The 23,157-nt window shown below is 68.7% G+C and carries 19 protein-coding genes and 1 riboswitch; of the genes, 13 read left to right on the top strand and 6 right to left on the bottom strand.

Annotated elements, in window-relative coordinates; all coding sequences use genetic code 11:
* Positions 1 to 32: 32 nt before the first annotated feature.
* On the bottom strand, positions 33 to 869 hold the full coding sequence (locus E3O60_RS11185) for an exodeoxyribonuclease III (protein ID WP_088457474.1): 837 nt from the start codon (positions 867 to 869) through the stop codon (positions 33 to 35).
* A gap of 69 nt (positions 870 to 938) precedes the next feature.
* Here E3O60_RS11185 and E3O60_RS11180 point away from each other — a divergent pair, with 69 nt between their 5' ends.
* The 4 genes from E3O60_RS11180 to E3O60_RS11165 are packed head-to-tail and all read left to right on the top strand — an operon-like array spanning position 939 to position 4,735.
* The gene (locus E3O60_RS11180; protein ID WP_088457473.1) at positions 939 to 1,940 is read left to right on the top strand and encodes a TIGR03557 family F420-dependent LLM class oxidoreductase; all 1,002 of its coding nucleotides are present in this window, start codon (positions 939 to 941) and stop codon (positions 1,938 to 1,940) included.
* A gap of 2 nt (positions 1,941 to 1,942) precedes the next feature.
* Entirely contained in the window at positions 1,943 to 3,136 is a 1,194-nt protein-coding gene (gene cofE, locus E3O60_RS19115; protein ID WP_134498089.1) for a coenzyme F420-0:L-glutamate ligase, read from the top strand.
* Between the two features lie 11 nt (positions 3,137 to 3,147).
* Positions 3,148 to 3,831 carry a 2-phospho-L-lactate guanylyltransferase gene (gene cofC, locus E3O60_RS11170; protein ID WP_241993248.1) on the top strand — a complete coding sequence of 228 codons (684 nt, stop codon included), beginning with the start codon at positions 3,148 to 3,150 and terminating at the stop codon, positions 3,829 to 3,831.
* Positions 3,832 to 3,880: 49 nt separating this feature from the next.
* A complete protein-coding gene (locus E3O60_RS11165; protein ID WP_134498085.1) occupies positions 3,881 to 4,735 on the top strand; it encodes a hypothetical protein in 855 nt (284 codons plus the stop codon).
* Positions 4,736 to 4,889: 154 nt separating this feature from the next.
* Here E3O60_RS11165 and E3O60_RS11160 read toward each other — a convergent pair whose 3' ends face one another.
* A complete protein-coding gene (locus tag E3O60_RS11160; protein WP_198415713.1) occupies positions 4,890 to 7,034 on the bottom strand; it encodes a fructose-specific PTS transporter subunit EIIC in 2,145 nt (714 codons plus the stop codon).
* 87 nt (positions 7,035 to 7,121) lie between these two features.
* A riboswitch (TPP riboswitch) is annotated at positions 7,122 to 7,222 on the top strand.
* Between E3O60_RS11160 and E3O60_RS11155 the strand changes: the two genes are divergently transcribed.
* Positions 7,213 to 7,935, top strand: coding sequence for a hypothetical protein (locus E3O60_RS11155; protein ID WP_134408643.1), 723 nt, complete (start codon positions 7,213 to 7,215; stop codon positions 7,933 to 7,935). (Overlaps the previous riboswitch by 10 nt.)
* 136 nt (positions 7,936 to 8,071) lie before the next feature.
* On the opposite strand, the gene E3O60_RS11150 is transcribed toward E3O60_RS11155, so the two are convergent.
* Complete coding sequence (locus E3O60_RS11150; RefSeq protein ID WP_370028200.1) at positions 8,072 to 9,073, bottom strand: formylglycine-generating enzyme family protein; 1,002 nt, start codon at positions 9,071 to 9,073, stop codon at positions 8,072 to 8,074.
* 159 nt (positions 9,074 to 9,232) lie between these two features.
* On the opposite strand from E3O60_RS11150, the gene E3O60_RS11145 reads away from it, so the two are divergent.
* From E3O60_RS11145 to narI, 5 genes are all read left to right on the top strand, one after another.
* Positions 9,233 to 9,895: a metalloregulator ArsR/SmtB family transcription factor gene (locus tag E3O60_RS11145; protein ID WP_088457469.1), complete on the top strand. Its 663-nt coding sequence runs from the start codon at positions 9,233 to 9,235 to the stop codon at positions 9,893 to 9,895.
* A 176-nt stretch (positions 9,896 to 10,071) separates the two neighbouring features.
* Positions 10,072 to 13,788: a nitrate reductase subunit alpha gene (locus tag E3O60_RS11140; protein ID WP_240632517.1), complete on the top strand. Its 3,717-nt coding sequence runs from the start codon at positions 10,072 to 10,074 to the stop codon at positions 13,786 to 13,788.
* Entirely contained in the window at positions 13,789 to 15,453 is a 1,665-nt protein-coding gene (gene narH / locus E3O60_RS11135) for a nitrate reductase subunit beta (protein ID WP_088457467.1), read from the top strand. It abuts the gene before it with no gap.
* Positions 15,450 to 16,142, top strand: coding sequence for a nitrate reductase molybdenum cofactor assembly chaperone (narJ, locus tag E3O60_RS11130; RefSeq protein ID WP_240632283.1), 693 nt, complete (start codon positions 15,450 to 15,452; stop codon positions 16,140 to 16,142). Before narH ends, narJ begins: the two co-directional genes overlap by 4 nt.
* Entirely contained in the window at positions 16,139 to 16,948 is an 810-nt protein-coding gene (gene narI, locus E3O60_RS11125) for a respiratory nitrate reductase subunit gamma (RefSeq protein WP_134480768.1), read from the top strand. The genes narJ and narI overlap by 4 nt, the downstream gene beginning before the upstream one ends.
* Positions 16,949 to 17,142: 194 nt before the next feature.
* Here the strand turns inward: narI and E3O60_RS11120 are convergent, their stop codons facing one another.
* Both E3O60_RS11120 and E3O60_RS11115 read right to left on the bottom strand, forming a co-directional pair.
* On the bottom strand, positions 17,143 to 18,765 hold the full coding sequence (locus E3O60_RS11120) for a DUF222 domain-containing protein (protein WP_134498083.1): 1,623 nt from the start codon (positions 18,763 to 18,765) through the stop codon (positions 17,143 to 17,145).
* 164 nt (positions 18,766 to 18,929) lie between these two features.
* Positions 18,930 to 20,255, bottom strand: coding sequence for an MFS transporter (locus E3O60_RS11115; RefSeq protein WP_088457463.1), 1,326 nt, complete (start codon positions 20,253 to 20,255; stop codon positions 18,930 to 18,932).
* Positions 20,256 to 20,435: 180 nt separating this feature from the next.
* Between E3O60_RS11115 and moaA the strand changes: the two genes are divergently transcribed.
* Both moaA and E3O60_RS11105 read left to right on the top strand, forming a co-directional pair.
* Positions 20,436 to 21,548 carry a GTP 3',8-cyclase MoaA gene (moaA, locus tag E3O60_RS11110; RefSeq protein WP_134408649.1) on the top strand — a complete coding sequence of 371 codons (1,113 nt, stop codon included), beginning with the start codon at positions 20,436 to 20,438 and terminating at the stop codon, positions 21,546 to 21,548.
* A 44-nt stretch (positions 21,549 to 21,592) separates the two neighbouring features.
* On the top strand, positions 21,593 to 22,300 hold the full coding sequence (locus tag E3O60_RS11105) for a metalloregulator ArsR/SmtB family transcription factor (RefSeq protein ID WP_166788986.1): 708 nt from the start codon (positions 21,593 to 21,595) through the stop codon (positions 22,298 to 22,300).
* A gap of 56 nt (positions 22,301 to 22,356) precedes the next feature.
* Here the strand turns inward: E3O60_RS11105 and E3O60_RS11100 are convergent, their stop codons facing one another.
* Positions 22,357 to 22,695, bottom strand: a complete 339-nt coding sequence (locus tag E3O60_RS11100) for a non-heme iron oxygenase ferredoxin subunit (protein WP_103459341.1) — start codon at positions 22,693 to 22,695, stop codon at positions 22,357 to 22,359.
* Between the two features lie 125 nt (positions 22,696 to 22,820).
* Here E3O60_RS11100 and E3O60_RS11095 point away from each other — a divergent pair, with 125 nt between their 5' ends.
* On the top strand, positions 22,821 to 23,147 hold the full coding sequence (locus tag E3O60_RS11095) for a DUF2249 domain-containing protein (RefSeq protein ID WP_240632282.1): 327 nt from the start codon (positions 22,821 to 22,823) through the stop codon (positions 23,145 to 23,147).
* The last annotated feature ends 10 nt before the right edge of the window (positions 23,148 to 23,157 follow it).

Raw genomic sequence — 23,157 nt, 5'->3', positions numbered from 1 at the left:
TCAACCAGCGGGGCAAGCTCAACCAGCGGGGCCTAGAAGATCATCGGGCGGTCGTCGTCCTCGTCCTCGGTCTCGATGTCCACCAGCACCGGAACGTGGTCGCTCGGGGCGTCGCCCTTGCGCTCGTTGCGGTGGATGCTCGCATCCGTCACGAGCTCACCGAAGGCCGGTGAGCCGAGGATGAAGTCGATGCGCAGGCCCTCGTTGCGCGGGAAGCGCAGCTGCTTGTAGTCCCAGTAGGTGAAGCCCTCCGGCACGATCGGGCGCACCACGTCGGTGAAACCGGCCGCCTCGAACGCTTCGAACGCGCTGCGCTCTGCCGGCGAGATGTGGGTGGACACGCCGGGTACCAGGGTGGGGTCACCCACGTCGGAGTCCAGCGGGGCCACGTTCCAGTCGCCCATCAGTGCCATCGCCAGCCGGGGGTTCTTGGCCAGCTCGTCGGCGGCGTGGGTCTTCAGCCGGGTCAGCCAGTCCAGCTTGTAGACGTAGTGCGGGTCATCCAGCGAGCGGCCGTTGGGCACGTACAGGCTCCACAGGCGCATCTCGTTCACGGTCACGCCCAGCGCGCGGGCTTCCAGCGGCAGGCCGGGACCCTCTTCACCCTTGAGGAAGCCGGGCATCTCGGGGAAGGCGGTGACCACATCCGTCATCTCGTGGCGGCTGGCGAACGCGACGCCGTTCCACTGGCTGAGGCCGTGGATGGCCAGTTCGTAGCCGGCGTCCTCGAAGGCCTGCGCGGGGAACTGCTCGGGCTTGCACTTGATCTCCTGCATGGCGAGCACGTCGATGTCCTCTCGCACCATCCAGTCGACCACTCGGTCGACGCGGGCACGGATGGAGTTGACGTTCCAGGTAGCGATGCGCATGGCTCTAAGCCTATTTGGCGCGGGCGCTCCAGAAACCTCGCCGACACACGCGAGTGGCAGGATGGCAGTATGTCGGAATTGCAGATCGGTTACGCGGCCATGTTGGAGCAGTTCGCCCCCGCCGAGGCGGTGGCGCTCTCGGCCTATGCGGAGGAGCACGGCTTCTCCGGGGTTATGGCGGCCGATCACTTCCAACCGTGGGTGCCCGCCCAGGGCGAATCCTCCTTCGTGTGGAGCGTTCTCGCCGCGATCGGTGAGCGCACCAAGGGCGACATGGGTCCCGGCGTCACCGCGCCAACCTTCCGCTGGCACCCGGCCATGGTGGCGCAGGCTTCCGCCACACTCGCCTCGATGTACCCCGGCCGGCACTGGCTGGGCCTGGGTTCCGGTGAGGCGCTCAACGAGCACATCGTCGGCGGCTACTGGCCCGAGGCGCCCGAGCGCATCAACCGTATGTTCGAGGCCATCGAGATCATCTCGAAGCTGTTCACCGCCAGCATCGCCGGCAAGGACGTCAAGCACTCCGGCCAGTTCTTCAAGCTCGAGTCCACCCGGCTATGGACCATGCCTGAGGTCGCGCCCGAGATCCTCGTCGCCACCGCCGGCCCGGTCACCGCCAAGCGCGCCGGCCGGCACGCCGACGGCCTCATCACCGTCGGCGCCCCGCTCGAGAAGATCTCGATGCTGTTCGGCAAGTTCGACGACGGCGCCCGCGAGGCCGGCAAGGACCCGTCGACCATGCCCAAGGTGCTGCAGCTGCACATGAGCTGGGCCGAGACCGACGAGGAGGCCATGGCCAACGCGTTGCACGAGTGGCCCAACGGCGGCATGAAGTTCCCCAAGGGCGACATCCGTTCGCCGTTCGAATTCGAGCAGATGGCAAAACTGGTGCGTCCGGAGGACTTCGAGGGCCGGATGATCATCTCCGCCGACCCCGACGACCACCGTGCCTACATCCAGAAGTTCGTCGACCTCGGCTTCGACAAGATCTACCTGCACAACGTGGGGCGCAACCAGCGCCAGTGGATCGACGTCTTCGGCCGCGACGTGCTGCCGAAGCTCGCCCGGTAGCGATGCATTCCGCGGCCGACGGTGCGCGCCACCGGCTCGAGGTGTTCGTGCTGCCCGGAATCGGCGAGGTCCGGGCCGGCGACGACCTGGCCGCGACCATCCTGGCCGTCGCCGGTCCCGCCGCGTCCCGTCTGGCCGACGGTGACATCCTGGCCGTGACCAGCAAGATCGTGTCCAAGGCCGAGGGCAGGCAGGTGGCCGCGACCGACCGGGAGCAGGCCATCGCCGACGAGACCGTACGGGTCGTCGCGACCCGTGCACATCCGGGCGGGGTCACCCGCATCGTCGAAAACCGGCAGGGCCTGGTGATGGCCGCCGCCGGTGTCGACGCCAGCAACGTCGAGCACGGCACTGTATTGCTACTGCCCGTCGACCCGGATGCCTCCGCGCGCGGCCTCTGCGCAGCCCTCCGCGCCGCCACCGGGCTGCATCTCGGGGTGCTGATCACCGACACCGTTGGCCGCCCGTGGCGGGACGGCCAGACCGACATCGCCATCGGCGCTGCCGGCGTGGCCGTGCTCGACGACCTACGTGGCAGCATGGATGCGCACGGTCGCCGCCTCGACGTCACCGTCGCCGCCGTCGCGGACGAGATCGCCGGCGCCGCCGACCTGATCAAGGGCAAGACCAGCGGCAACCCCGTCGCCGTGCTCCGCGGCCTCGGCCACTTGGTGGGCGCGATCGACGCGGGGGATCGCGGCGCGCGCCGGCTGTTGCGCGACACTGCGAACGACATGTTCCGCGTCGGCAGCGCCGAGGCGTACGCGGAGGGTTATGCGGCCGGGCTGGCGGCTGCCGAGGCGGACCGTGGGACGGATAGCGCACCCACGAACGCTGATGAGGCGGGGACGGCCAGGGCTGCTGATGACAGGACCGCGGCCGCCGACTTGCCGGAAGATGCCCCGACAGCGCCTCTAAGGGGGCACATTGCGGCAACTCGTGAGATTCCTGATGCCGACTTGCCGCAAAAGTCCCCTATAGGGCCCGCGAGGGGGCACTTTGCGGCAACTCGTGAGATTCCGGATGCTGCCGCCGACGACCACCTTGGTGAGTTGCCGGTTGAGGCCCCCACCGCGCACGGCACAGGGCCTGAAGTGGCAACTCGAGAGGATTTGGCTGGTGAGTTGCCGGTTGAGGCCCCCTCGGAGCGCAGCAGTGGGCCTCAAGTGGCTTCTCGCGGAACCGCATCCGCGTGAGATGGGTGTGCGTGGTGCCCGTCAAGGGGAGTGCGAGCGCCAAGAGCCGCCTGAGCGCGCTGCCGGAAACCTTCCCGGCCCGCGGGGAGCTCGCCGAAGCATTCGCGCTGGACACCGTGGCCGCACTGCTGGCCGCCGAGATGGTGCAGGAGGTGTTCGTGGTGACCGCCGACCCCGCCGCCGCCGCGCCGCTCAAGGCGCTGGGCGCCCAGATCGTTCCCGAGGTGCCGCACACATCCGCTTCGGATGCCGGGACGGGCGCTTGTGTGGCAACTCGGGACCCGCTCAACGCGGCCATCGCCGAGGGCATCCGGGTGGCGCATGAGCAGTACCCGCTCTGCAGCGTCGCTGTGCTCACCGGAGACCTGCCCGCGCTCACCGTCGCTGACGTCGAGTCGACCCTCACCGCCGCAACCGCCCATGACCTGGCCATGGTTGCCGACGAGGAGGGCACCGGCACCACCACGTTGCTCGCCCGCGCCGGCATCACGCTCACTCCACGGTTCGGGCCCGGCTCCCGTGCTGCGCACGAGACTGCCGGCCACGTGCCGCTCGACCTGCCCGCCACAGCGTCGATCCGCCGCGACGTCGATACCGTCGACAACCTTGCCGAGGTGCTGCGCCGCGGTGTCGGTGCGCACACCAGCGCCCTCATCGCCCGTTCGCAGCAGGTGCCAGGCCCTGAGGGGCGCTGATAGACACCAGCCGGTGAGCCAGCGCCGGCCACTGCGCTAGCGTGCAGTCATGGGGAACACCGACGCCCGGATGCACCTGGGTCATGCCGCGCGCTTTGCCGGCACCGTGATGCTTACGGCGGTCATCGGCGCTACCGTCGCCACCCTGATCTTCATGTTCAGCCGAGACGCGACGGTGGCTCAGGCCTGGGACCTGATCGTCGGTGGCCTTTCGCTGCTGGCAGCGGTCGCCGCCCTCGCCGGCACCGCCACACTCACCCTGCTTCTGGTGTTCTCGCCGCCGACCGGTCGCTGGGGCCTCGGCGGGCGCAGCGTGCTCGCCGGGTATGCAGGAGTGATCTTCGCGGCGCTGTCATTGCTCCTTGCGGCCGAGTGGATTCCCGGTGAACCGGGCGCTGCCGGCGGTCCCGCGGTCCTCGCAGCCGCGGTCCTCGGCTTCACCCTGGCCGGTGGCCCGCTCTGGATCGGCCTCATCGCGGTGCTCCTCGGGCGCACGGCGCTCCTCCCTCGGGGCATCGGGACGCAGCGGCTGTCCGCCTCCGAGCGTTCACGATTCGGTGCCGTCCTCATCGCGGCCGGCCTCTGTCTTGCCGCTATCGCCACCTCCGGCGCGTACCTCGTTGCGGTGCACGGCGGCCTGGACTACGCCTGCGCCGTGGAGGGGCCGTTCTCTCCCCTCGCCGAGCTGTCGGAGCGCGCCGGCGTCGTCAGCGGCAGCTTCTCCTGGTGGCCGCTCGGCCGTAGCTGCACCTGGGCCGCAGCCAGCGGAGGCACGGTCCTCGCCACCTCGGGCTGGAGTCACACGGCACTCGTCCTGGCTTCGCTCGGCCTCGCCCCGGCGGGCATCGCCCTGCGAACAACCAGGGCGGGTCAGAGGGATGCGCCGGCCGGCAGCGCGCGGTAGCGCCGCATTCACTCGGGCGGCGGCGGCCGACCGGGCCGACTCGGCCGAACGGGGTACGTAAAGGCGGAGGAATTCGAGAAACGCCGCGTTGCGCAGGCGCGCGCGGCGGTGTTTCCCGAAAAAGTCCGCCCCGACGTGCGGTCCAGGACGGGGGTCAGTGCGCGGCGGGAGTCGCCGGCCGCACCGAGGACGCCAGTGCCGCGAGCACGTCGGCCGGGGTGGCCGCCATCTCGATCGAGGCGCGGAACGAGGGCTTCATCAGGCTGCGGGACAGCTGGGCGAGCACCTTGAGGTGCTCGGTGCCGGCGGCGGCCTCCGGCACGGCGATCATGAAGATCAGGTGCGCAGGGGCCTCGTCCAGCGAGTTCCAGTCAACGCCGTCTCGGCTGCGCGCGAACGCGAGCACCGGGGAGGTGGCGCCGTCGGACTTGGCGTGCGGAATCGCGATGCCCTCGCCGATGCCGGTCGTGCTGATCAGTTCACGGTCCATGGCCGCCTGCACGACGGCGTCGACGTCGAGCACCCGCCCGGTGGTCTGCATCAGACCGGCCAGACGACGGATGACGGCGTCCCGGTCGGTCTCGTCGATGTCGAGCACGATGGTGCGTTCGTCGATGTAGTCGAGCACGGTCTTCGGGGCGGGGGCCACCGGCTCGGCGGCAGCAGGCGCGGCAAGAACCGGCGCCGCAGCCACGGGCGACACGGCACTCGCCGCAGCACCCGGCGCGGCAACCGGCACAGCGGCATCCGCAGCGGCACCGGCGACCGCAACCGCGGCAGCATCCGCCGGCACGACCTTGCGCACCGAGATGCCGATCAGCAGCACCGACACCAGAGCGGTGACGGCCACACCGGAGAGAATCGCGACGAAGTACATCGGCACGCCGCTCACGGCACCGAAGACGGCCACGATCGGGCCGCCGTGCGGCACGGCGTTGGTGACCCCGGCGATCGCGGCGATGGCACCGGCGACGGCGCCACCGAGCACGTTCGCGGGGATGACCTGCAGCGGGCGGGCCGCCGCGAGCGGGATGGCGCCCTCGGTGATGCCGAAGAAGCCCATGAACAGCGCGGCGATGCCGGCCTCGCGTTCCACCGGGGTGAAGAACCGGCGACGGATGACCGTGGCCAGCCCCATGCCCAGCGGCGGCACGGCGATGGCCGCGGCGACCATGCCCATCGGGCCCGGGTTGCCGGAGGCGATCAGCGCGGAACCGAACAGGAACGCCGTCTTGTTGATCGGGCCGCCCATGTCGAACGCGACCATCGCGCCCAGGATCAGGCCGAGCACGACGACGCTGCCGCCGTCGAGGCTGGAGAGGAAGTCGGTCATCGAGGAGAACACCCAGGCGATCGGCTGGCCGAGGGCGAGCACGAACAGTCCGCCGACGACGAGGGTGGTGATCACGGGGATGACCAGGATCGGCATGATCGGCTTGATGAAGCGGTGCACGGGGATCTTCTTGATGCCCAGCGCCACGAAGCCCACCAGGAAACCGGTGACGATGCCGCCGATGAAACCGGCACCCGATTCGGAGTTGTAGAAGGAGCCGGTCGTGGCGATCCAACCGCAGATCATGCCGGGTGCGAGCCCGGGCCGGTCGGCGATCGCGTAGGCGATGAAGCCGGAGAGGATCGGCACCATCAGGGTGAAGCCGAGCACGCCGATCTGGTTGATGGTGAACCAGAAGCTGTCCTCGGGGATCACGAGTCCCTGCGGGGTGGCCTCGCCGCCGATCGACAGCGAGATCGCGATGAGCAGCCCGCCGACGACGACGAACGGGATCATGTACGACACGCCGTTCATCAGCGCGCGGTAGATGAAACCGCCGATGTCGCGTTTCCCGGCGCTCGCCGGGGCATCCGTGGTCACGGCGGCGCGGCCGGTGGGGGCGGCGGCCAGCGCCTCGGCGATCAGCGCGGCCGGGCGGTGGATGCCGTCGGAGACGCGGGTGGAGACGATGCGCTTGCCCCCGAAGCGGGACAGGTCGATCTGGGTGTCGGCGGCGACGACGACAGCGTCGGCGCGGTCGATGTCGGCCTGACTGAAGGTGCCTTCGACTCCGACGGACCCGTGCGTCTCGACCCGGATCTCGTAGCCGAGTTCGGTGGCGGCCGCGTCGAGTTTCTCGGCAGCCATGTAGGTGTGGGCGATGCCCGTTGGGCAGGCCGTGATCGCCAGGATCAACACCGTGGGCGGCGCGATGGTGGTGTCGGTCGGGGTGTCAGGCATGGTGCGGTGTCCTTCCAGGACGACGCCGACGACCGGTGGCCCGTCGGCCATGGAGCGCGTGCTCACCCGGTGAAGAATGCAGCAGCCTGTCCAGCGTACAGTTCGGCGCCCGGTGCATTCGAGAGTCTTTCGGCCCTGCCGGCCGCTAGGGTGGGACGCGACACGGGGTGCCTCCGCCGGATGCGGACGCTGAGATCCAAACCCGTCGAACCTGACTAGTTAGCACTAGCGAAGGGATGTCGCCATGAACGTTCACGCCGCCGAATCACGCGGGGATGCCGACCCGGATCTGCGGCCGGAGCCGGGCCGCACCGAACCGTTCAGCAGGCTGCTCTGGGCCGACATCGCCGAAACCCGCACCGCCATCGATGCGTTGCCCTTCATCGCGGAACTCGGCGACGGCAGCCTGTCCGCCGGCCACTTCGCCTACTACCTGGCCCAGGATGCCCTCTACCTCGCCGCGTACTCCCGGGTGCTGGCGCAGGCGAGCGTCCTGGCGCCCACCCCCGCCGAACGGGAATTCTGGGCTACCGGCGCCGCCAACTGCATCGAGGTGGAACTCGAGCTGCACCGCACCTGGCTGACCGGCCATGACACGCGCCCGGCGCCCGGCCCGGTGACCCGGTCCTACGTCGACCACCTGGTCGCGGTCAGCGCGGCAGGCAACTATGCGGTGCTGCTGGCCGCGGTCCTGCCCTGCTACTGGCTCTACGCGGATGTCGGCGAGCGCCTGCACGCCGGCTTCACGGCGAGCCGGCGCGACGCGGCGCATCCGTACGCCGACTGGCTGGAGACCTACGCCGACGAGGGGTTCGCGGCCGCGACCCGGCAGGCAATCCTGCTCACCGACACCGCGGCGGCCACCGCGACGGCCGTCGACCGGGCGCTCATGCGCGCCGTGTTCGCGCGGTCGGCGGCCCTCGAGTTGCTCTTCTTCGACGCGCCCCGGCTGCACGCGCCGGGGTAGCAGACCACAACCATCCGCACCCGCGGATGCATGACTCCTGCGATTCCCAGCCGCCGACCGGCGATCGCCCCGGAATGACGAGGCGGTCGGCCACGCCGGCGGAATCGAGCACGAGTTGTGCTTCGGCGGCGCCGGATCAGGTCAGCGCCACGGTGCGGAAGCCCACGTTGCCGGCCGCGGAATCCGCGGTGTTGGAGGCCCGAGCGGAGTTGCGATACCGGTTGCAATAGGAGTCGTGGCAGAGGTACGAGCCGCCGCGCATCGAACGCTGCTCGCCCGTCGCCGGGCCGGCCGGATTCTCGGCGGGGGAGTGCGCGTAATAGCCCTCCGCCCACCAGTCGGCGCACCACTCCCAGACGTTGCCCACGCTCTGCCAGAGGCCGTAGCCGTTCGGCGCGAACTCCCGCACCGGGGCGGTGCTGAGCCAGCCATCGGCCAGGGTGTTCACCGCGGGAAACCGGCCCTGCCAGATGTTGCAGCGCTGCCCTTCCTCCCACTCGTCGCCCCACGGGTAGCGCCGGCCGGCCAGCCCGCCGCGCGACGCGCACTCCCACTCGGCCTCGGTCGGCAGCCGTCGCCCCGCCCAGGCGCAGTAGGCCAGCGCGTCGTTCCAGCTCACCTGCACCACCGGATGCTCGGCCAGCCCGTCGAGCGACGAACGGGGGCCGGCCGGATGCGCCCAGTCCGCGCCGCGCACCCCCAGCCACCAGGGTGTCTGCGGGGGTTGGCCGACCACGTCATCGATGTCGGCCTGCAACGCGAGGTGGAACACCGCGGAGTAGCCGAACAGCTCCGACTCGGTGCGATACCCGGTATCGGCCACGAACCGGGCGAAGGCGGCGTTGGTGACCGTCGTCGTGTCGATGGAGAAGGCATCCAGCCGCACTTCGTGCACGGGGGTCTCGCCGTCGCCGGGATTGCCCGCGCCGTCGGCGTCGCCCATGGCGAAGACCTGCGCCGGCACCAGCGCCTGGTCGAGGTGATGCCGGACGAGTGAGCCGGGAGCGGCCGGTGCCGGGGGGAGCTGGGACATGGCTGTGCCCGGGGGTGCCTCCGCATCGTCTACGCCCACGGCCAGCCGGGCCTGGCGTATCACCTCGTGTGCGGGCGCGCAGCACCCGTGCTCATCCGTCGTCACGCGCAGACCCTAGCGCTCCTCCGTCGCCGCGACCACCCTGCCGGCGGGACCAGGCTCGCCCCTCCTGATGGCGACTCACGGCATCTGGCGAGCAGAAGCTGGCGCCCGATCAGGGGCAGGGGGTACCGCCAGATTGGACGGTGGCCCATACTGGGCTCCATGGTTCCCCGCTCCGCCCCGAGTTATCGCACGCTCGCCTCGATCAGCAGGATCACTTTGCTCCTGCACCTGCAGCGTCGCGGAACCATGACCGTCGGCGACCTCGCCGAGGCGGCCGGGCTGCATCCCAACACCGCCAGAGAACATCTGCAGCGCCTGGTCGACGATGGTTTCATCACCTGCCAGCCGGAGACCCGCGAGACCAAGGGTCGCCCCCGCATGCTCTACAGCGCGGCGGCCGGTTCCGCCGAGCCCGGTTCGGTGCGCGCGGCCAAGGCCGAAGCCGCACAGCGCCGCGGTGACCTCGTGCGGAGGCTCCTGCCCCTCGAAACCGTCGACACCTCCCCGCGCCAGTGCCAGATGGACGCGCTCGACGACCACCTCGACGCCAGCGGCTTCGATTCCGACCACGACTCTGACGGCACCCACGTGCACCTGCACGATTGTCCGTACAGCGAGATGGTGAAGCTGCACCCCGAGGTGTGCACTGTGCACTTCGGCCTGATCAAGACGCTGCTCGAACAGACGGATGGCCCGCTGCGGGCCGACCGGCTGCATCCGTTGGTCGGGCCGGACATCTGCACCCTCGACCTGCTCGAGCGGGTCCTGGAGCCGGCCGCGGCGGTGCCGCCTGTGGTCATTTACGCTCCCGCTGATTATTAACGGCGTTTCCCGGTTGTAGCGGTTTTCCGCACTCGGGAGACTTGCGCAGAGGGCATCGCTGACCGTGGCGACGCCGGCAGCGCTAGGAGATCTTCGTGAAATCAGTCAAGAATTCTGTCTTTTCACGAAATGGCCGAGCCGGGGCCACATCCGCCAAACCCGGCAGCGACGGTCCCATCACCGACTCAATCCTCAACCTCGGCCGGTTCCTGCGCCGCGGTGAAACCTCCCCAGACCTGCGTTCGTTGTTCCTCGAGGGCGGCCGCGACGCCGACTCGTTCTACCGTGACCGCTGGACCCACGACAAGGAGGTGCGGTCCACCCACGGCGTGAACTGCACAGGCTCCTGTTCCTGGAAGGTGTACGTCAAAGACGGCATCATCACCTGGGAGACCCAGCAGACCGACTACCCCTCCGTGGGTCCGGACTCGCCAGAGTACGAGCCCCGCGGCTGCCCCCGCGGCGCCGCGTTCAGCTGGTACACCTACTCGCCCAACCGGGTGCGCTACCCCTACGTGCGCGGTGTGCTGCTCGAGCTGTACCGCGCGGCCAAGGCCCGCACCGGCGACCCGGTGCTCGCCTGGGCCGAGGTCACCGGCAACCCGGAGAGCGCCAAGGCGTACAAGAGTGCCCGCGGGCAGGGTGGCCTGGTGCGCGCCAGCTGGGACGAGGCCGCCGAGATCGTCGCCGCCGCCCAGGTGCACACCATCAAGAACTACGGACCCGACCGGATCGCCGGCTTCTCGCCGATCCCCGCCATGTCGATCGTCTCCCATGGAGTGGGCAACCGGTTCATCACCCTGCTCGGCGGCACCATGCTCTCGTTCTACGACTGGTACGCCGACCTGCCCGTCGCCTCCCCGCAGGTGTTCGGCGACCAGACGGATGTGCCCGAATCCGCCGACTGGTGGAACTCCAGCTATCTGATCATGTGGGGCTCGAACGTCCCGGTGACCCGCACCCCCGACGCGCACTTCATGGTCGAAGCCCGCTACCGCGGTCAGAAAGTTATCACCGTCTCGCCTGACTACGCCGACAACTCCAAGTTCGCCGACGAGTGGCTGGCCGTGCACCCCGGCACCGACGGCGCCCTGGCCCTGGCCATGGGCCACGTCGTGCTCAAGGAATTCCTCGTCGACCGGCGCACCCCGCAGTTCGTGGACTACATGAAGAAGTTCAGCGACTCCGCCTACCTGATCACCCTCACTCCGCGCGGCGACGCCTACGTGCCCGGTAAGTTCCTCACCGCGGATGCCCTGCCCGACACGGCCTCCACCGTCGCCAGCGCCACCTTCAAGCCCGTGCTGCTCGACCAGGTCGGCCACGCGGTCGTGCCCAACGGCTCACTCGGCCACCGGTTCAGCGAAACCGACGCCGGCAAGTGGAACCTCGACCTGGAGGGCGTCGACCCGCTGCTCTCCATCGCCGACAGCCCCGACCACGACGGCCGGAGCGCCGCCATCGACATGCCCCGCTTCGACGTCTCCGCCCTCACCGGCGAAGAGGGCGAGGAGCACACCGGCGGCGCCGGCGTCATCCGCCGCGGCGTGCCCGTGCGAATGGTAGCCGGCCAGCTGGTCACCACGGTCTTCGACCTGCTGCTGGCCCAGTACGGCGTCAGCCGCGACGAACTGAACCTGCCCGGCGTCTGGCCCACCGGCTACGACGACGCCTCCTCGCCCGGCACCCCCGCCTGGCAGGAGGAGATCACCTCCGTGCCGGCGCAGGCCGCGGCCCGGATCGGCCGGGAGTTCGCGCAGAACGCCGAAGACTCCGGCGGCCGCTCGATGATCCTGATGGGCGCAGGCACCAACCACTGGTTCCACTCCGACACCATTTACCGCGCCTTCCTCGCGCTGACCACCATGACCGGCTGCCAGGGCGTGAACGGTGGCGGGTGGGCGCACTATGTGGGTCAGGAGAAGGTGCGCCCGGTCACCGGCCAGGCGCAGTACGCCTTCGGCCTGGACTGGGTACGCCCGCCGCGCGCCATGATCGGCACCGCATTCTGGTATCTCGCCACCGACCAGTGGCGTTACGACGGCCTCAGCGCCGACACCCTCGCCAGCCCGTTGGCCACCGGCACCTTCACCGGACGCACCACGGCGGACTGCCTGGTCGAATCGGCCAAACGCGGCTGGATGCCCAGCTACCCCACCTTCAACCGCAACTCGCTCGACATCGTCGACGACGCCGATGCGGCCGGGGTCGCCCCGGCCCAGTACGTGGTCGATTCACTCAAGGACGGCAGCCTCGGCTACGCCTGCGAAGACCCGGATGCGCCGGAGAACTTCCCCCGGGTGCTCGTCGTCTGGCGGGCCAACATCCTCGGCTCCTCCGGCAAGGGCAACGAGTACTTCCTCAAGCACCTGCTCGGCGCCCAGAGCGCGGTGCGCGCCCCGGAATCCCCGGAGGAGAAGCGCCCGCACACCATGAAGTGGCATGAGTCGGCCCCGGAGGGCAAGCTCGACCTGATGGTCACCAGCGACTTCCGGATGACGTCCACAACCATCTACAGCGACGTGGTGTTGCCGCCGGCCACCTGGTACGAGAAGCACGACCTGTCCACCACCGACATGCACCCGTTCATCCACTCGTTCAACCCGGCTATCGACCCGCCGTTCCAGTCCAAGACCGACTTCGACATCTTCCACCTGCTGGCCCAGAAAGTGTCCGAGTTCTCCGAGACACACCTCGGTGTGCGCCGCGACCTCGTTGCCACGCCGCTGATGCACGACACCCCCGACGCCATGGCCACCCCGCACGGCATCGTGGTGGAGAATCCCGACCTGATTCCCGGCATCACCATGCCGCGGCTGGTCGTGGTGGAACGTGACTACCCGGCCTTCGCCGCGCAGCTCGGCTCCCTCGGCCCGCTCACCGCCAAGCTCGGCATGACCATCAAGGGCGTCAAATACGACCCCGACAAGGAAATCGAGTACCTCGGCACCAAGAACGGTCTCGTCGAGTCCGGACCGGCGGCCGGCCGGCCGAAGCTGGCCACCGACATCCACGCCTGCGAGATGGTGCTCGCCTTCTCCGGAACCACCAACGGGCGCCTCGGCACCCAGGGTTTCCGGCAGCTCGAGGAGCGCACCGGGCAGAAGCTCGCCCACCTGGCCAGCGACAACGAGGGGCGCCGGTTCACCTTCAAGGATGTGCAGGGCGCTCCGGTTCCCGTGCTCACCTCGCCGGAATGGTCGGGCAGCGAGCACGGCGGACGCCGCTACAGCGCCTTCACTATCAATGTCGAACACCTCAAACCGTGGCACACCCTCACCGGGCGGCAACATTTCTACCTCGATCATGACTGGATGATCGAGCTCGGCGAGCAGCTGCCGATCTACCGGCCGCCGTTGGACATGCACAGACTGTTCGACGACTCGGTCGTCGGCTCAACGAAGTCCACGGGCGCACCCGGCTCGAAGGGTCGCGCCGAGGTGGCCGTGCGCTACCTCACCCCGCACTCCAAGTGGTCGATCCACTCCGAGTACCAGGACAACCTGCTGATGCTCTCGCTCTCCCGGGGCGGACCGACCATCTGGATGTCGCCGCAGGACGCCGACAAGATCGGCGTGCGCGACAACGAGTGGATCGAGTCGTACAACCGCAACGGCGTTGTCGTGGCCCGGGCGATCGTCTCGCACCGGATGCCGGAGGGCACCGTGTACATGTACCACGCCAAAGACCGCACCATCAACGTGCCCGTCGCCGAGACCAGCGGACTGCGCGGTGGCACCAACAACTCGCTCACCCGCATCCTGCTCAAGCCCTCGCACCTGATCGGCGGCTACGCCCAACTTTCATTCGCTTTCAACTACCTCGGCCCGACCGGGAACCAACGCGACGAGGTCACCGTGATCCGTCGACGCAGCCAGGAGGTTGAGTACTAAATGCGCGTTATGGCTCAAATGTCGATGATCATGAATCTCGACAAATGCATCGGCTGTCACACCTGCTCGGTGACCTGCAAGCAGGTCTGGACCAACCGCACCGGCGTGGAGTACGCCTGGTTCAACAACGTGGAGACCAAACCCGGCGTGGGCTACCCGCGCCAGTACGAAGACCAGGAGAAGTGGAAGGGCGGCTGGGTGCGCACCAAGCGCGGCCGGCTGAAGCTCCGCGCCGGCGGTCGGCTGAGCAAGCTGCTGCACATCTTCGACAACCCCGACCTGCCCGTGATCGACGACTATTACGAGCCGTGGACCTACGACTACGACATGCTTACCACCGCGCCGGCCGGCACCCAGAGCCCGGTCGCGCGGCCGAAGTCGCTGCTGACCGGCAAGAACATGGACATCAAGTGGTCGGGCAACTGGGACGACAACCTCGGCGGCTCGCAGGAGACAGCCGCCGACGATCCCATCCTCGCCACCATGAGCGAGCACGTGAAGATGGAGTTCGAGAACACCTTCATGTTCTACCTGCCGCGTATCTGCGAGCACTGCCTCAACCCCGCCTGCGTCGCGGCGTGCCCCTCCGGCGCCATGTACAAGCGCGAGGAAGACGGCATCGTGCTTGTCGACGAGGACGGCTGCCGTGGTTGGCGCATGTGCGTCTCCGCCTGCCCCTACAAGAAGGTGTACTTCAATCACAAGACCGGTAAAGCCGAGAAGTGCACGCTCTGTTACCCGTTGATCGAACAGGGCAAGCCCACCATCTGCTCGGAGACCTGCGTGGGGCGGCTGCGCTACCTCGGCCTGATGCTCTACGACGCCGACGCTGTGCTCGCCGCCGCGTCGATCGAGAACGACCAGGATCTGCTGGATGCCCAGCGCGGGGTCTTCCTCGACCCGTTCGACCCCGAGGTCATCGCCGCGGCCAAGGCCGAGGGCATGGAAGACGACTGGATCCTCGCCGCGCAGAACAGCCCGATCTACAAGCTCATCGCCGAGTACAAGATCGCGCTGCCGCTGCACCCCGAGTACCGCACCATGCCCATGGTCTGGTACATCCCGCCGCTGTCCCCGGTGGTCGACGTGGTCTCCACCACACAAGCCGACAGTGAGGATGCCCGCACCCTGTTCGCCGCGATCGACCGGTTGCGCATCCCGGTGCAGTACCTGGCCGGCCTGTTCTCGGCCGGTGACGTGCGGCCCGTGGAGGCGTCGCTGAAAAAGCTCGCCGCCATGCGCTCCTACATGCGCGACATCAACCTGGGCCGGCCGGCGGACGAGCGCATCGCCCGCGCCGTCAACATGACCGGCGAGACCATGCAGGCCATGTACCGGCTGCTCGCCATCGCCAAGTACGAGGACCGTTACGTGATCCCCAAAGCTCACGTGGAGACCGCCCGCGAACTCGACGAGCTGGCCTGCTCGCTCGACACCGACGGCGGACCCGGCATGGGTGGACCGGGCCAGAACGCCGGACCGTTCGGCCAGGAGCCCGGCATGCCGCTGGCCGGCACCGTATCCAACTACAACGAGATGACCGGCAAGGGCGGCGAGAAGACCAAGCCCACCACCCCGGGCCGGGTCAACCTGCTCAACTGGACCGGCGGCACGGTGCCGCCGGGCATGTTCCCGCCCAAGCCGAGCCCGGAGGCCACCGCATGAGAATGCCCAAGCTCGCCCCCCGGCGGGTGGCCGCTCTCGCGCTCGACGATCAGGACCGGCGCATCGCGCACATGGCGGCGTCCCTGTTGCTGGACTACCCGGACGAGGAGCGCCGCGCCAAATTCGCGGTCGTCGCCGCGTCGCTGGGCGACCTGCCGGATGCGTTGCGCGCCGCGTTCGCCGCGTTCCTCGCCGCCGCCGACGAGCTGAGCCAGCAGCAGCTCGAGGTGCACTTCACGGCCACCTTCGACCTCAAGCGCAAGTGTTGCCCATACCTGAGCTACTACGCCGCCGGCGACACCCGCCGGCGCGGCATGGCGCTGGTGCGGTTCGTCGAGGCGTACCGGGCCGCCGGCTGGGAGGTCGACGCCGACGAGCTGCCCGATTACCTGCCGATGGTGCTCGAATTCTCCGCGCTCTCCGATTCGCCGATCGCCGGTCAGCTGCTTTCCTCGCACCGGGACGGTATCGAGGTGCTGCGTGCGGCGCTCGAGAAAGTCAACAGTCCCTACGCGCACCTCGTCGAAGCGGTCTGTCTGTCGCTGCCGCCCATCGACGATGAGACTCGCAAGCGTTACCTGGACCTCGTCAACGAGGGCCCGCCCACCGAGACCGTCGGCATGACCTACCTCGGCAATCTCAAACCGTTTTCCGCGCATGGCGCGTCCAGTGAGGAAGTACGCCGATGACCCCGCTCGATTACCTGTTGTGGGTGGCGTTCCCCTACATCGCCGCCGCCACCTTCGTGGTCGGCCACATCCTGCGCTACCGGTTCGACCAGTTCGGCTGGACCTCCCGCTCCAGCCAGACCTACGAGAACCGGCTGCTGCGCTGGGGTTCGCCGATGTTCCACTACGGCATGATCATGGTGATCGGTGGCCACGTGGTGGGCCTGTTCATCCCCAAGCCATGGCTGGAGTTCTTCGGCGTCACCGAGCACATCTACCACCTCGGGGCCACCTGGATGGGCAGCGTCGCGGCGGTGCTGACCATCGCCGGGCTGATCATCCTGATCATCCGCCGGCGCCTGGTCACCCGGGTGCACCTGGCCACCACGGTGATGGACAAGGTGATGTACATCTTCCTCGGCGGCACCATCGTGTTCGGCACCGTCGCCACCGTGCTGCACCAGGTGCTCGGTGCTGGCTACGACTACCGCGGCTCGATCTCGCCGTGGATCCGCAGCCTGTGGGGCCTGCAACCCGACCCGTCGCTGATGAGCGACGTGCCGTTCTTCTTCCAACTGCACGTGCTCACCGCCACCGCGTTGTTCCTGCTCTGGCCGTTCACCAGACTGGTGCACGTGTTCTCCGCCCCGATCGGCTACATCTGGCGGCCCTACGTGATCTACCGCTCTCGCGACACGCACAAGGGCTCCGGCGCCCGCCCGGTGCAGCGCGGCTGGGAGAAGGCCGAGCTCCCGAACGTGCGGGTCTCTCCGCGCGCCGACGAGCCCGCCCGTCCCTCCCGCTCGCGCACCAACATCCGCCGCTAACACCCCTCGTCGTCGGCCGAGCTCCTCGAGGCCTGGCGAGGTGTGTGCGGGGCGGTTCCCGTCGCGTTGGTCGAGTGTGTCGAGACCTGGCGAGGTGTGTGCGGGGCGGTTCCCGCCGCGTTGGTCGAGTGTGTCGAGACCTGGTGAGGTGAGTCGCGAACGCGCCCCGGGTCGGGGGATCTCAGCGAGCTCGATCAGCGGCTGGGGCTTAGGTGCGTCGTGGCTGGGTTGCGGCCGGGCATCTCGATGAGTGTTTGGCCGGGGTCGATGGTTGTGGGTGGGCGGAGCCAGTAGCGGCCGGTGTTTTCGAAGATCTGCCAGTGCTGGTTGTGGAGCAGCAGGTGATGGGCGTGGCAGAGCAGGATGCCCTGGTTGATGTCGGTTCTGCCGTGGTCTCTGAGCCAGTGTTCGATGTGGTGGGCTTCGGTGAACGCTGGTGGGCGGTCGCAGCCGGGCCACCGGCAGCCGCCGTCGCGGGCGGCGAGGGCCCGGCGTTGGGCCCGGTTGAACAGGCGTTGTTCGTGGCCCAGGTCCAGGGGCCGGTTGAACTCGTCGACGGTGATCTCAACACTTCCCGAGTCGCAGATGAGGCGTTCGATGGTTTCGGGGGAGACCGGGGCGTTGTTGCCCTCGATGTAGCCGTGCCCGGTTTGGCCGGGTAGGCAGATCAGGATGTTGTCGGCGGCGGGTTCGCCGGCGTTGGCCGGTTCTGCCGGTCCTGCCGGTTTCGCGGGCGCTGCGGGCCGGGCCGTCGTGGCGGTGGTGGTGAGGATCTGCACGGCGGGGCGGCGGCCGCCGAGCATCTCGTTGGGGTTGATGGTGGTGCCGGCTTTGAGGAGGTCGAGGAAGCCGTCGCAGGTGATTTGGCTGGTGTTGCGGGGGTCGTTCTTGACGCGTTTGGCCCAGGCGGCGCGTTCGGTGTCGACGAAGCGCACGCCGCCGCGACGGGGGCTGGTGAGACTGTCGAAGGTGGCTTTGATGAACTCGCCCTGTTCCGCCGGGAAGAGCCCGTCGATGCGGACCTGGCCGGTGTTCAGGGTCCAGATGCGCAGGTAGCGGTCGTCCCAGGCTTTCTGTTCCCGTATCCTAATGCCGGCCTCGTCGAGGCTGTCGCGCGTCTGCCGGGCCCGTTTGAGGAGCTGGTCCACGTCCATCGCCGCGGCGTCGGCGAGCAGCCTGGCGAGGGCGTCGGCGAGGACCGGGCCGGTGACGACGGTATCGATATCGCCCAGGCCGGTGCGTAGGGCGTGCGCGGCATCGATCGAGAGGGTGCCGCCGGTCACGGCGTGCGAGATCGGGGCGTGCCAGGGTGCCGGGGCCGGCGGCGACAGCGGAACCGCAAAGTCCCGGGCGTCGGACGAGTCCGGGTCGAGCGCGCCATCCAGCGCACTGTCGGACAACCGGCGGGCCGCCTCGTCCTCGGCAGCCAGGAACGCGGCCGCCTGCGCTTGGGCATCTTCGGCCTCGGCGAGCATCCGGCCCACCCCCACGAGCTTCCTCGACTCAACCTTGCTCGTGCCGGTCAGCTCCTGGATCAAGGCCTCGGGGTTGAGGAAACCCTGCTGCGCAGCCAGACCGGACTGGCCCAGCTCCCATCGGGAACGCTGGGCCAGGGTCTTCGCCAGCCACGCCTTGCGGGTGTCGAGCTCGCGCTGGGCCTGCGCGAGAGTGCGCTGACCGGCCAGGACAGCGGCATCCGACAACGCGTCGTAGTCAACGCTGCACGACCCTAACCGGGCCACATTCTCCGCGGCTTCCACCAGCGCATCACCGCGATGAGTGGCGAACGTAGCTGCGATACTCGACTGGTTTGTCATGCCCCGAATCTAGCCCGAATACGAAGCTTTGTGTGAGCAAATATCAAAATGTGGATAACCTCTTCGCCCGTCGGCCGTCGGGCCAGGCCCGCCACGAAACACCGCCCCCACCAGCCCCGCCGGGCATCCCGCCGGGGGATGGCGGGGTGAGGGGGGCGGAGGGGCTAGCCGGGGTAGGGGGCGTTGGGACGGGCGTAGAAGATCCAGGCCAGGACCGTGCAGAAGACGCAGAACACGGCGCAGCCGATGAAGAACGCTGTCGGGCTGATCGCCGTGAGCGCGATGCCCACGATGAACGGGCCGAACGCCGCGATCGCGGAGGTCCAGGCGATGGCGCCGCCGGCCTGGCGTTTGGGGAATATCATCGGCATCTGCTTGAAGGTGCCGCCGTTGGCCAGACCCGCGAAAAAGAAGATGATCAGCATCCCGGTGAGGAAGCCCCAGAACTCGCCGACACTCGACGGGGTGAGGAAGAACGCGGTCAGAACCGTGCCCACCACCATGCCGGCACCGCCGACGAAGGTGAAGACCGCGCCGCCGAACTTGTCGCAGAACGGGCCGCTGGCCGCTCGCACGGCGGCTCCCACGACAGGGCCGATGAACGCGAATGCCAACGGGTTGGGTGCATCCGGGAAGTCGCCGTAGACGTTGAGGATGATCAGGCCCATCTGGGCGGCCAGGCCGCTGTATGCGCCGAAGCTCATCAGGTAGATGGCGGTCATGATCCAGGTGTGCTTGATCTTGAAGATGTCCACCTGCTGCGCGAAGTTGGCCGTGATGGGCACCCGGCGCAGATACAGGATCGAGAGCACCATCGCGAGCAGAGCCCAGGGGATGAGCACCAGCCCACCGTTGTGCAGCCAGACCAGTTCGCCGTTCGCGCTGGACTGCGGGGTGAGGGCCGCCGTGCCGAGCAGACCGAAACCGACAACCCAGGGCAGCAGAAGCTGGATGAGGCCGATACCGAAGTTACCCAGTCCCGCCTGCAGCCCGAGCGCGGTGCCGGCCAGGCGCTTGGGGAAGAAGTAGCTGGTGGAGGCCATCAGGCCGGAGAACGCGCCGCCGCCGATGCCGGCCGAGAACGACAGGCAGAGCAGCACCCAGAACGGGGTGGAGGTGTCGCGTACGGCGAGGGTCCAGCCGAGCATCGGCAGGATCAGTAGCCCGGACGACATCGCCACCAGGTTGCGGGTGCCCATGATCGGCGGCAGGAACATGAAGACCAGCCGCAGGATGCCGGCGGCCAAGCCGGGCAGGGCCACCAGCCAGTACAGCTGGCCGGGCGTCAGCGAGTAGCCGATGTCGTTCAGTCGCGGCGCGATCGCGCTCACCAAGTACCAGGAGGCGAACGCGAGCGTCAGGCTGAAGGTGGTGATCCAGAGCGTGCGCCAAGCGAGCTTGGAGTCCCACGTCTCTTCGTTTTCCGGGTCCCAGTTGGACAGGTCCGGTTCGAGGCGGCTGCTGACGGCGGTGGAAGCGGCGGCTGACATGAAAGCTCCTGGTTTCCGGTCGGATGAGAGCGCACCTGCTGGTGCGCTCAAGGTCAGCCTGACCGTCGCCGAAGGCCCCGACAACGAGCGAACACCGTGAAAAATGATCCGTGCCCGCCGCGGCCGCTGCGACCGGACACGATGCGGCGAACCCGAACCGTTCGGGGTTAGGGTCGGTGTATGTCCGGCGTACCGATTCCCGTGCGCGTCATCGAGCCGCTGGCCGGTGATGTGCCGCTCGGGCCTGCCCCGGCCCCGGATACCCAGCTCGTCGACACCCTCGGTCGCCCGCTGCACGACTTGCGCCTCTCGGTCACCGACCGGTGCAACTTCCGCTGCGTGTACTGCATGCCCAAGGAGATCTTCGGCAAGGACTTCGCCTTCATGCCCCGCGACGAGATGCTCTCGTTCGAGGAGATGACCCGGCTGGCGCGTATCTCGGTGGCGCACGGGGTGGAGAAGATCCGGCTCACCGGCGGCGAACCGCTGCTGCGCAAGGGCCTCGAAGAGCTCATCGCAATGCTCGCCGCCCTCCGCACCCCGGCGGGCCGGCCCGTGGACATCGCCCTCACCACCAACGGTTCCGCCCTGGCGATGAAGGCGCAGGCGCTCAAGGATGCCGGCCTCAAGCGCGTGACTGTCTCCCTCGACTCCCTCGACGACACCACCTTCCGCACGATGAACGACGTCAACTTCCCGGTCGCCCGCATCCTGGCCGGCCTCGACGCCGCCCACGCCGTCGGCCTGGGTCCCATCAAGATCAACATGGTCGTCAAGCGCGGCCAGAACGACCACGACATCGTCAACATGGCCCGGCATTTCAAGGGCACCCCCTACATCCTGCGATTCATCGAGTTCATGGACGTGGGCACGAGCAACGGCTGGGACATGGCCGCCGTGCTCCCGTCCAGTGAGGTGCGTGACCGCATCCACGCCGAACTGCCGTTGCAGGAAGTGGCGCCCAACTACGCCGGCGAGACCAGCCGTCGTTGGCGGTACGTCGACGGCGAGGGCGAGATCGGCCTGATCTCCAGCGTCACCCAGTCGTTCTGCCACACCTGCTCCCGCGCTCGGGTCTCCACCGACGGCAAGCTGTTCACGTGCCTGTTCGCCAGCGGCGGCCATGACCTGCGCGCGCTGCTTCGCGATGGCAGCAGCGACGAGCAGCTCTCGGCCGCGATGGGTTCCATCTGGCGGCAGCGCACCGACCGGGCCTCCGCATTGCGCAGCGCCCAGACCGGAGCGGTGCGCTCCTCCGGCACGAAGATCGAGATGTCCTACATCGGCGGATGATCGCCGCCCGGTCCGGTTTAACCGCACGCTGCTACTCTAAAATCATGGTTTCGACCGATCAGAGTGACGCCAGGCACGCGGCCCTGGCCAGTGAGCCGCGCCGCCGGGTGCTGGGCCTGCTCACCGCTGCCGCCGAGCCGCTGGACGCCGTCACCGTCGCCGCGGGCATCGGCCTGCATGTCACCACCGCCCGGTTCCACCTGGAGCAGCTCGAGGCCGCGGGACTGGTCGAGCGCCAGGTGGCCAGGGCCGGCCAGCGTGGCCGCCCGCACGTGCTGTTCAGCCCGGTGGCGGCGCCGCTGCCCGTCGAAGATGCCCAACTGCAGCTCACCCAGGCCCTCGCCTCGGTGATCGGCGAGGACGCCGACGGCGGTCGCGCCCGCTCGGTGCGCGCCGGCGAGCGCTGGTCGGCGCAGTACGCGGCCGGGGCGGATGCCGCCGATCCGGTCGACCTGGTGGGCACCCCGTCCGCCGCCTCGGCCGGAACCGACATGGTGCCTCCGTTGCTGCGGGTGCTCACCGAGATCGGCTTCGAGCCTCAGCTGCGCGCAGACGAGAACACCATCGCGCTGCCGGCCTGCCCGTTCCGGGCCGAGGCGCGCGCCAACCCCAATGTGGTCTGCTCGGTGCACCTGGGCCTGATCCAGGGCCTGGTGCGGGAGCGAGGGCACGACGCGTCCGCCATCCGCCTGCTCCCGTTCGTGCAGCCCGACCTCTGCCTCGTGGAGTTGCCTCCGGGTCTCGCGGACTGAGGGAAATGCCCCCAGTGCGGGCCGAAGTCGGTGCTTTTCTCACAGTTCGCGAACTGTCACCCCACGTAGGAGGACACGTCGACCTGCGCGGTTACGTCCACGTAGACGTCGCCGTCGACGATGGTGAGCGGGTAGACCGGCACCGGCTCTGAGGCCGGCAGGGTGCGGGCCCGCCCGGTGGACAGCTCGAACCGGCCGCCGTGCGCCCAGCACTCCAGGTCGTCGCCCTCGACGAAGCCGTCGGAGAGGGAGATGTCTGCGTGCGAGCACATGTCGCCGAGCGCGAAGCAGTTTCCGGCGCTGTCTTTCACCAGGGCGACCGCCACACCGTCGACCATCACCTTGATCGCCTCGCCGAGCTCGAGCTCGGATTCCGCGCACACCCTGGTTGCCATCTGTTTCTCGTTCCTGCCGATTCTTCTTGCGGCCTGGGCCGATGGGACGAACGTCCCGATTAAAAGGATAGACATCCTCTAAAGTGACTCACTAGGGTCATTCGACCCGGCGAAGGAGAATTTCTGTGACTGCCGAACCGATCAACCTCTCATCCAGCCGCCCCGGTGCCGTGGATGTCGAAGCCCCCGCCGGGCATGCCTGCGCCTGTGGACACGAGGACACCGAGAAGATCGTCCTCGACTCCCGCACCATCCCGCACGCCATCCGCCACGCCACGATCTTCGGAGCCCTCGGCGCCATCCAGCCCGGCTTCGCCCTCGACCTGATCGCCTCGCACAACCCGCTGCCGCTGCTCGGCCAGCTCGAGAGCAGCCGCCCCGGCGACTTCGTCGTCTCGTACCTCGAGAACGGCCCCGAAACCTGGACCATCCGCCTCACCCGCGCCAACTAGCCGGCACCTG

The organism is Cryobacterium sp. TMB1-7 (genome assembly GCF_004402435.1).
Classification (GTDB): Bacteria; Actinomycetota; Actinomycetes; order Actinomycetales; family Microbacteriaceae; genus Cryobacterium; species Cryobacterium zongtaii.
Note: the sequence above shows the minus strand (reverse complement) of the source record. Positions and strands in the feature narration are given on the sequence as shown.

Coding starts and splice junctions, on each gene's coding strand:
- E3O60_RS11185 (WP_088457474.1), bottom strand. CDS start 869: ATGCGCATCGCTACCTGGAACGTCAACTCCATCCGTGCCCGCGTCGAC.
- E3O60_RS11180 (WP_088457473.1), top strand. CDS start 939: ATGTCGGAATTGCAGATCGGTTACGCGGCCATGTTGGAGCAGTTCGCC.
- E3O60_RS11145 (WP_088457469.1), top strand. CDS start 9,233: ATGGTTCCCCGCTCCGCCCCGAGTTATCGCACGCTCGCCTCGATCAGC.
- E3O60_RS11100 (WP_103459341.1), bottom strand. CDS start 22,695: ATGGCAACCAGGGTGTGCGCGGAATCCGAGCTCGAGCTCGGCGAGGCG.
- moaA (WP_134408649.1), top strand. CDS start 20,436: ATGTCCGGCGTACCGATTCCCGTGCGCGTCATCGAGCCGCTGGCCGGT.
- E3O60_RS11115 (WP_088457463.1), bottom strand. CDS start 20,255: ATGTCAGCCGCCGCTTCCACCGCCGTCAGCAGCCGCCTCGAACCGGAC.
- narI (WP_134480768.1), top strand. CDS start 16,139: ATGACCCCGCTCGATTACCTGTTGTGGGTGGCGTTCCCCTACATCGCC.
- E3O60_RS11120 (WP_134498083.1), bottom strand. CDS start 18,765: ATGACAAACCAGTCGAGTATCGCAGCTACGTTCGCCACTCATCGCGGT.
- E3O60_RS11155 (WP_134408643.1), top strand. CDS start 7,213: ATGAACGTTCACGCCGCCGAATCACGCGGGGATGCCGACCCGGATCTG.
- narH (WP_088457467.1), top strand. CDS start 13,789: ATGCGCGTTATGGCTCAAATGTCGATGATCATGAATCTCGACAAATGC.
- narJ (WP_240632283.1), top strand. CDS start 15,450: ATGAGAATGCCCAAGCTCGCCCCCCGGCGGGTGGCCGCTCTCGCGCTC.
- E3O60_RS11105 (WP_166788986.1), top strand. CDS start 21,593: ATGGTTTCGACCGATCAGAGTGACGCCAGGCACGCGGCCCTGGCCAGT.
- cofE (WP_134498089.1), top strand. CDS start 1,943: ATGCATTCCGCGGCCGACGGTGCGCGCCACCGGCTCGAGGTGTTCGTG.
- E3O60_RS11165 (WP_134498085.1), top strand. CDS start 3,881: ATGGGGAACACCGACGCCCGGATGCACCTGGGTCATGCCGCGCGCTTT.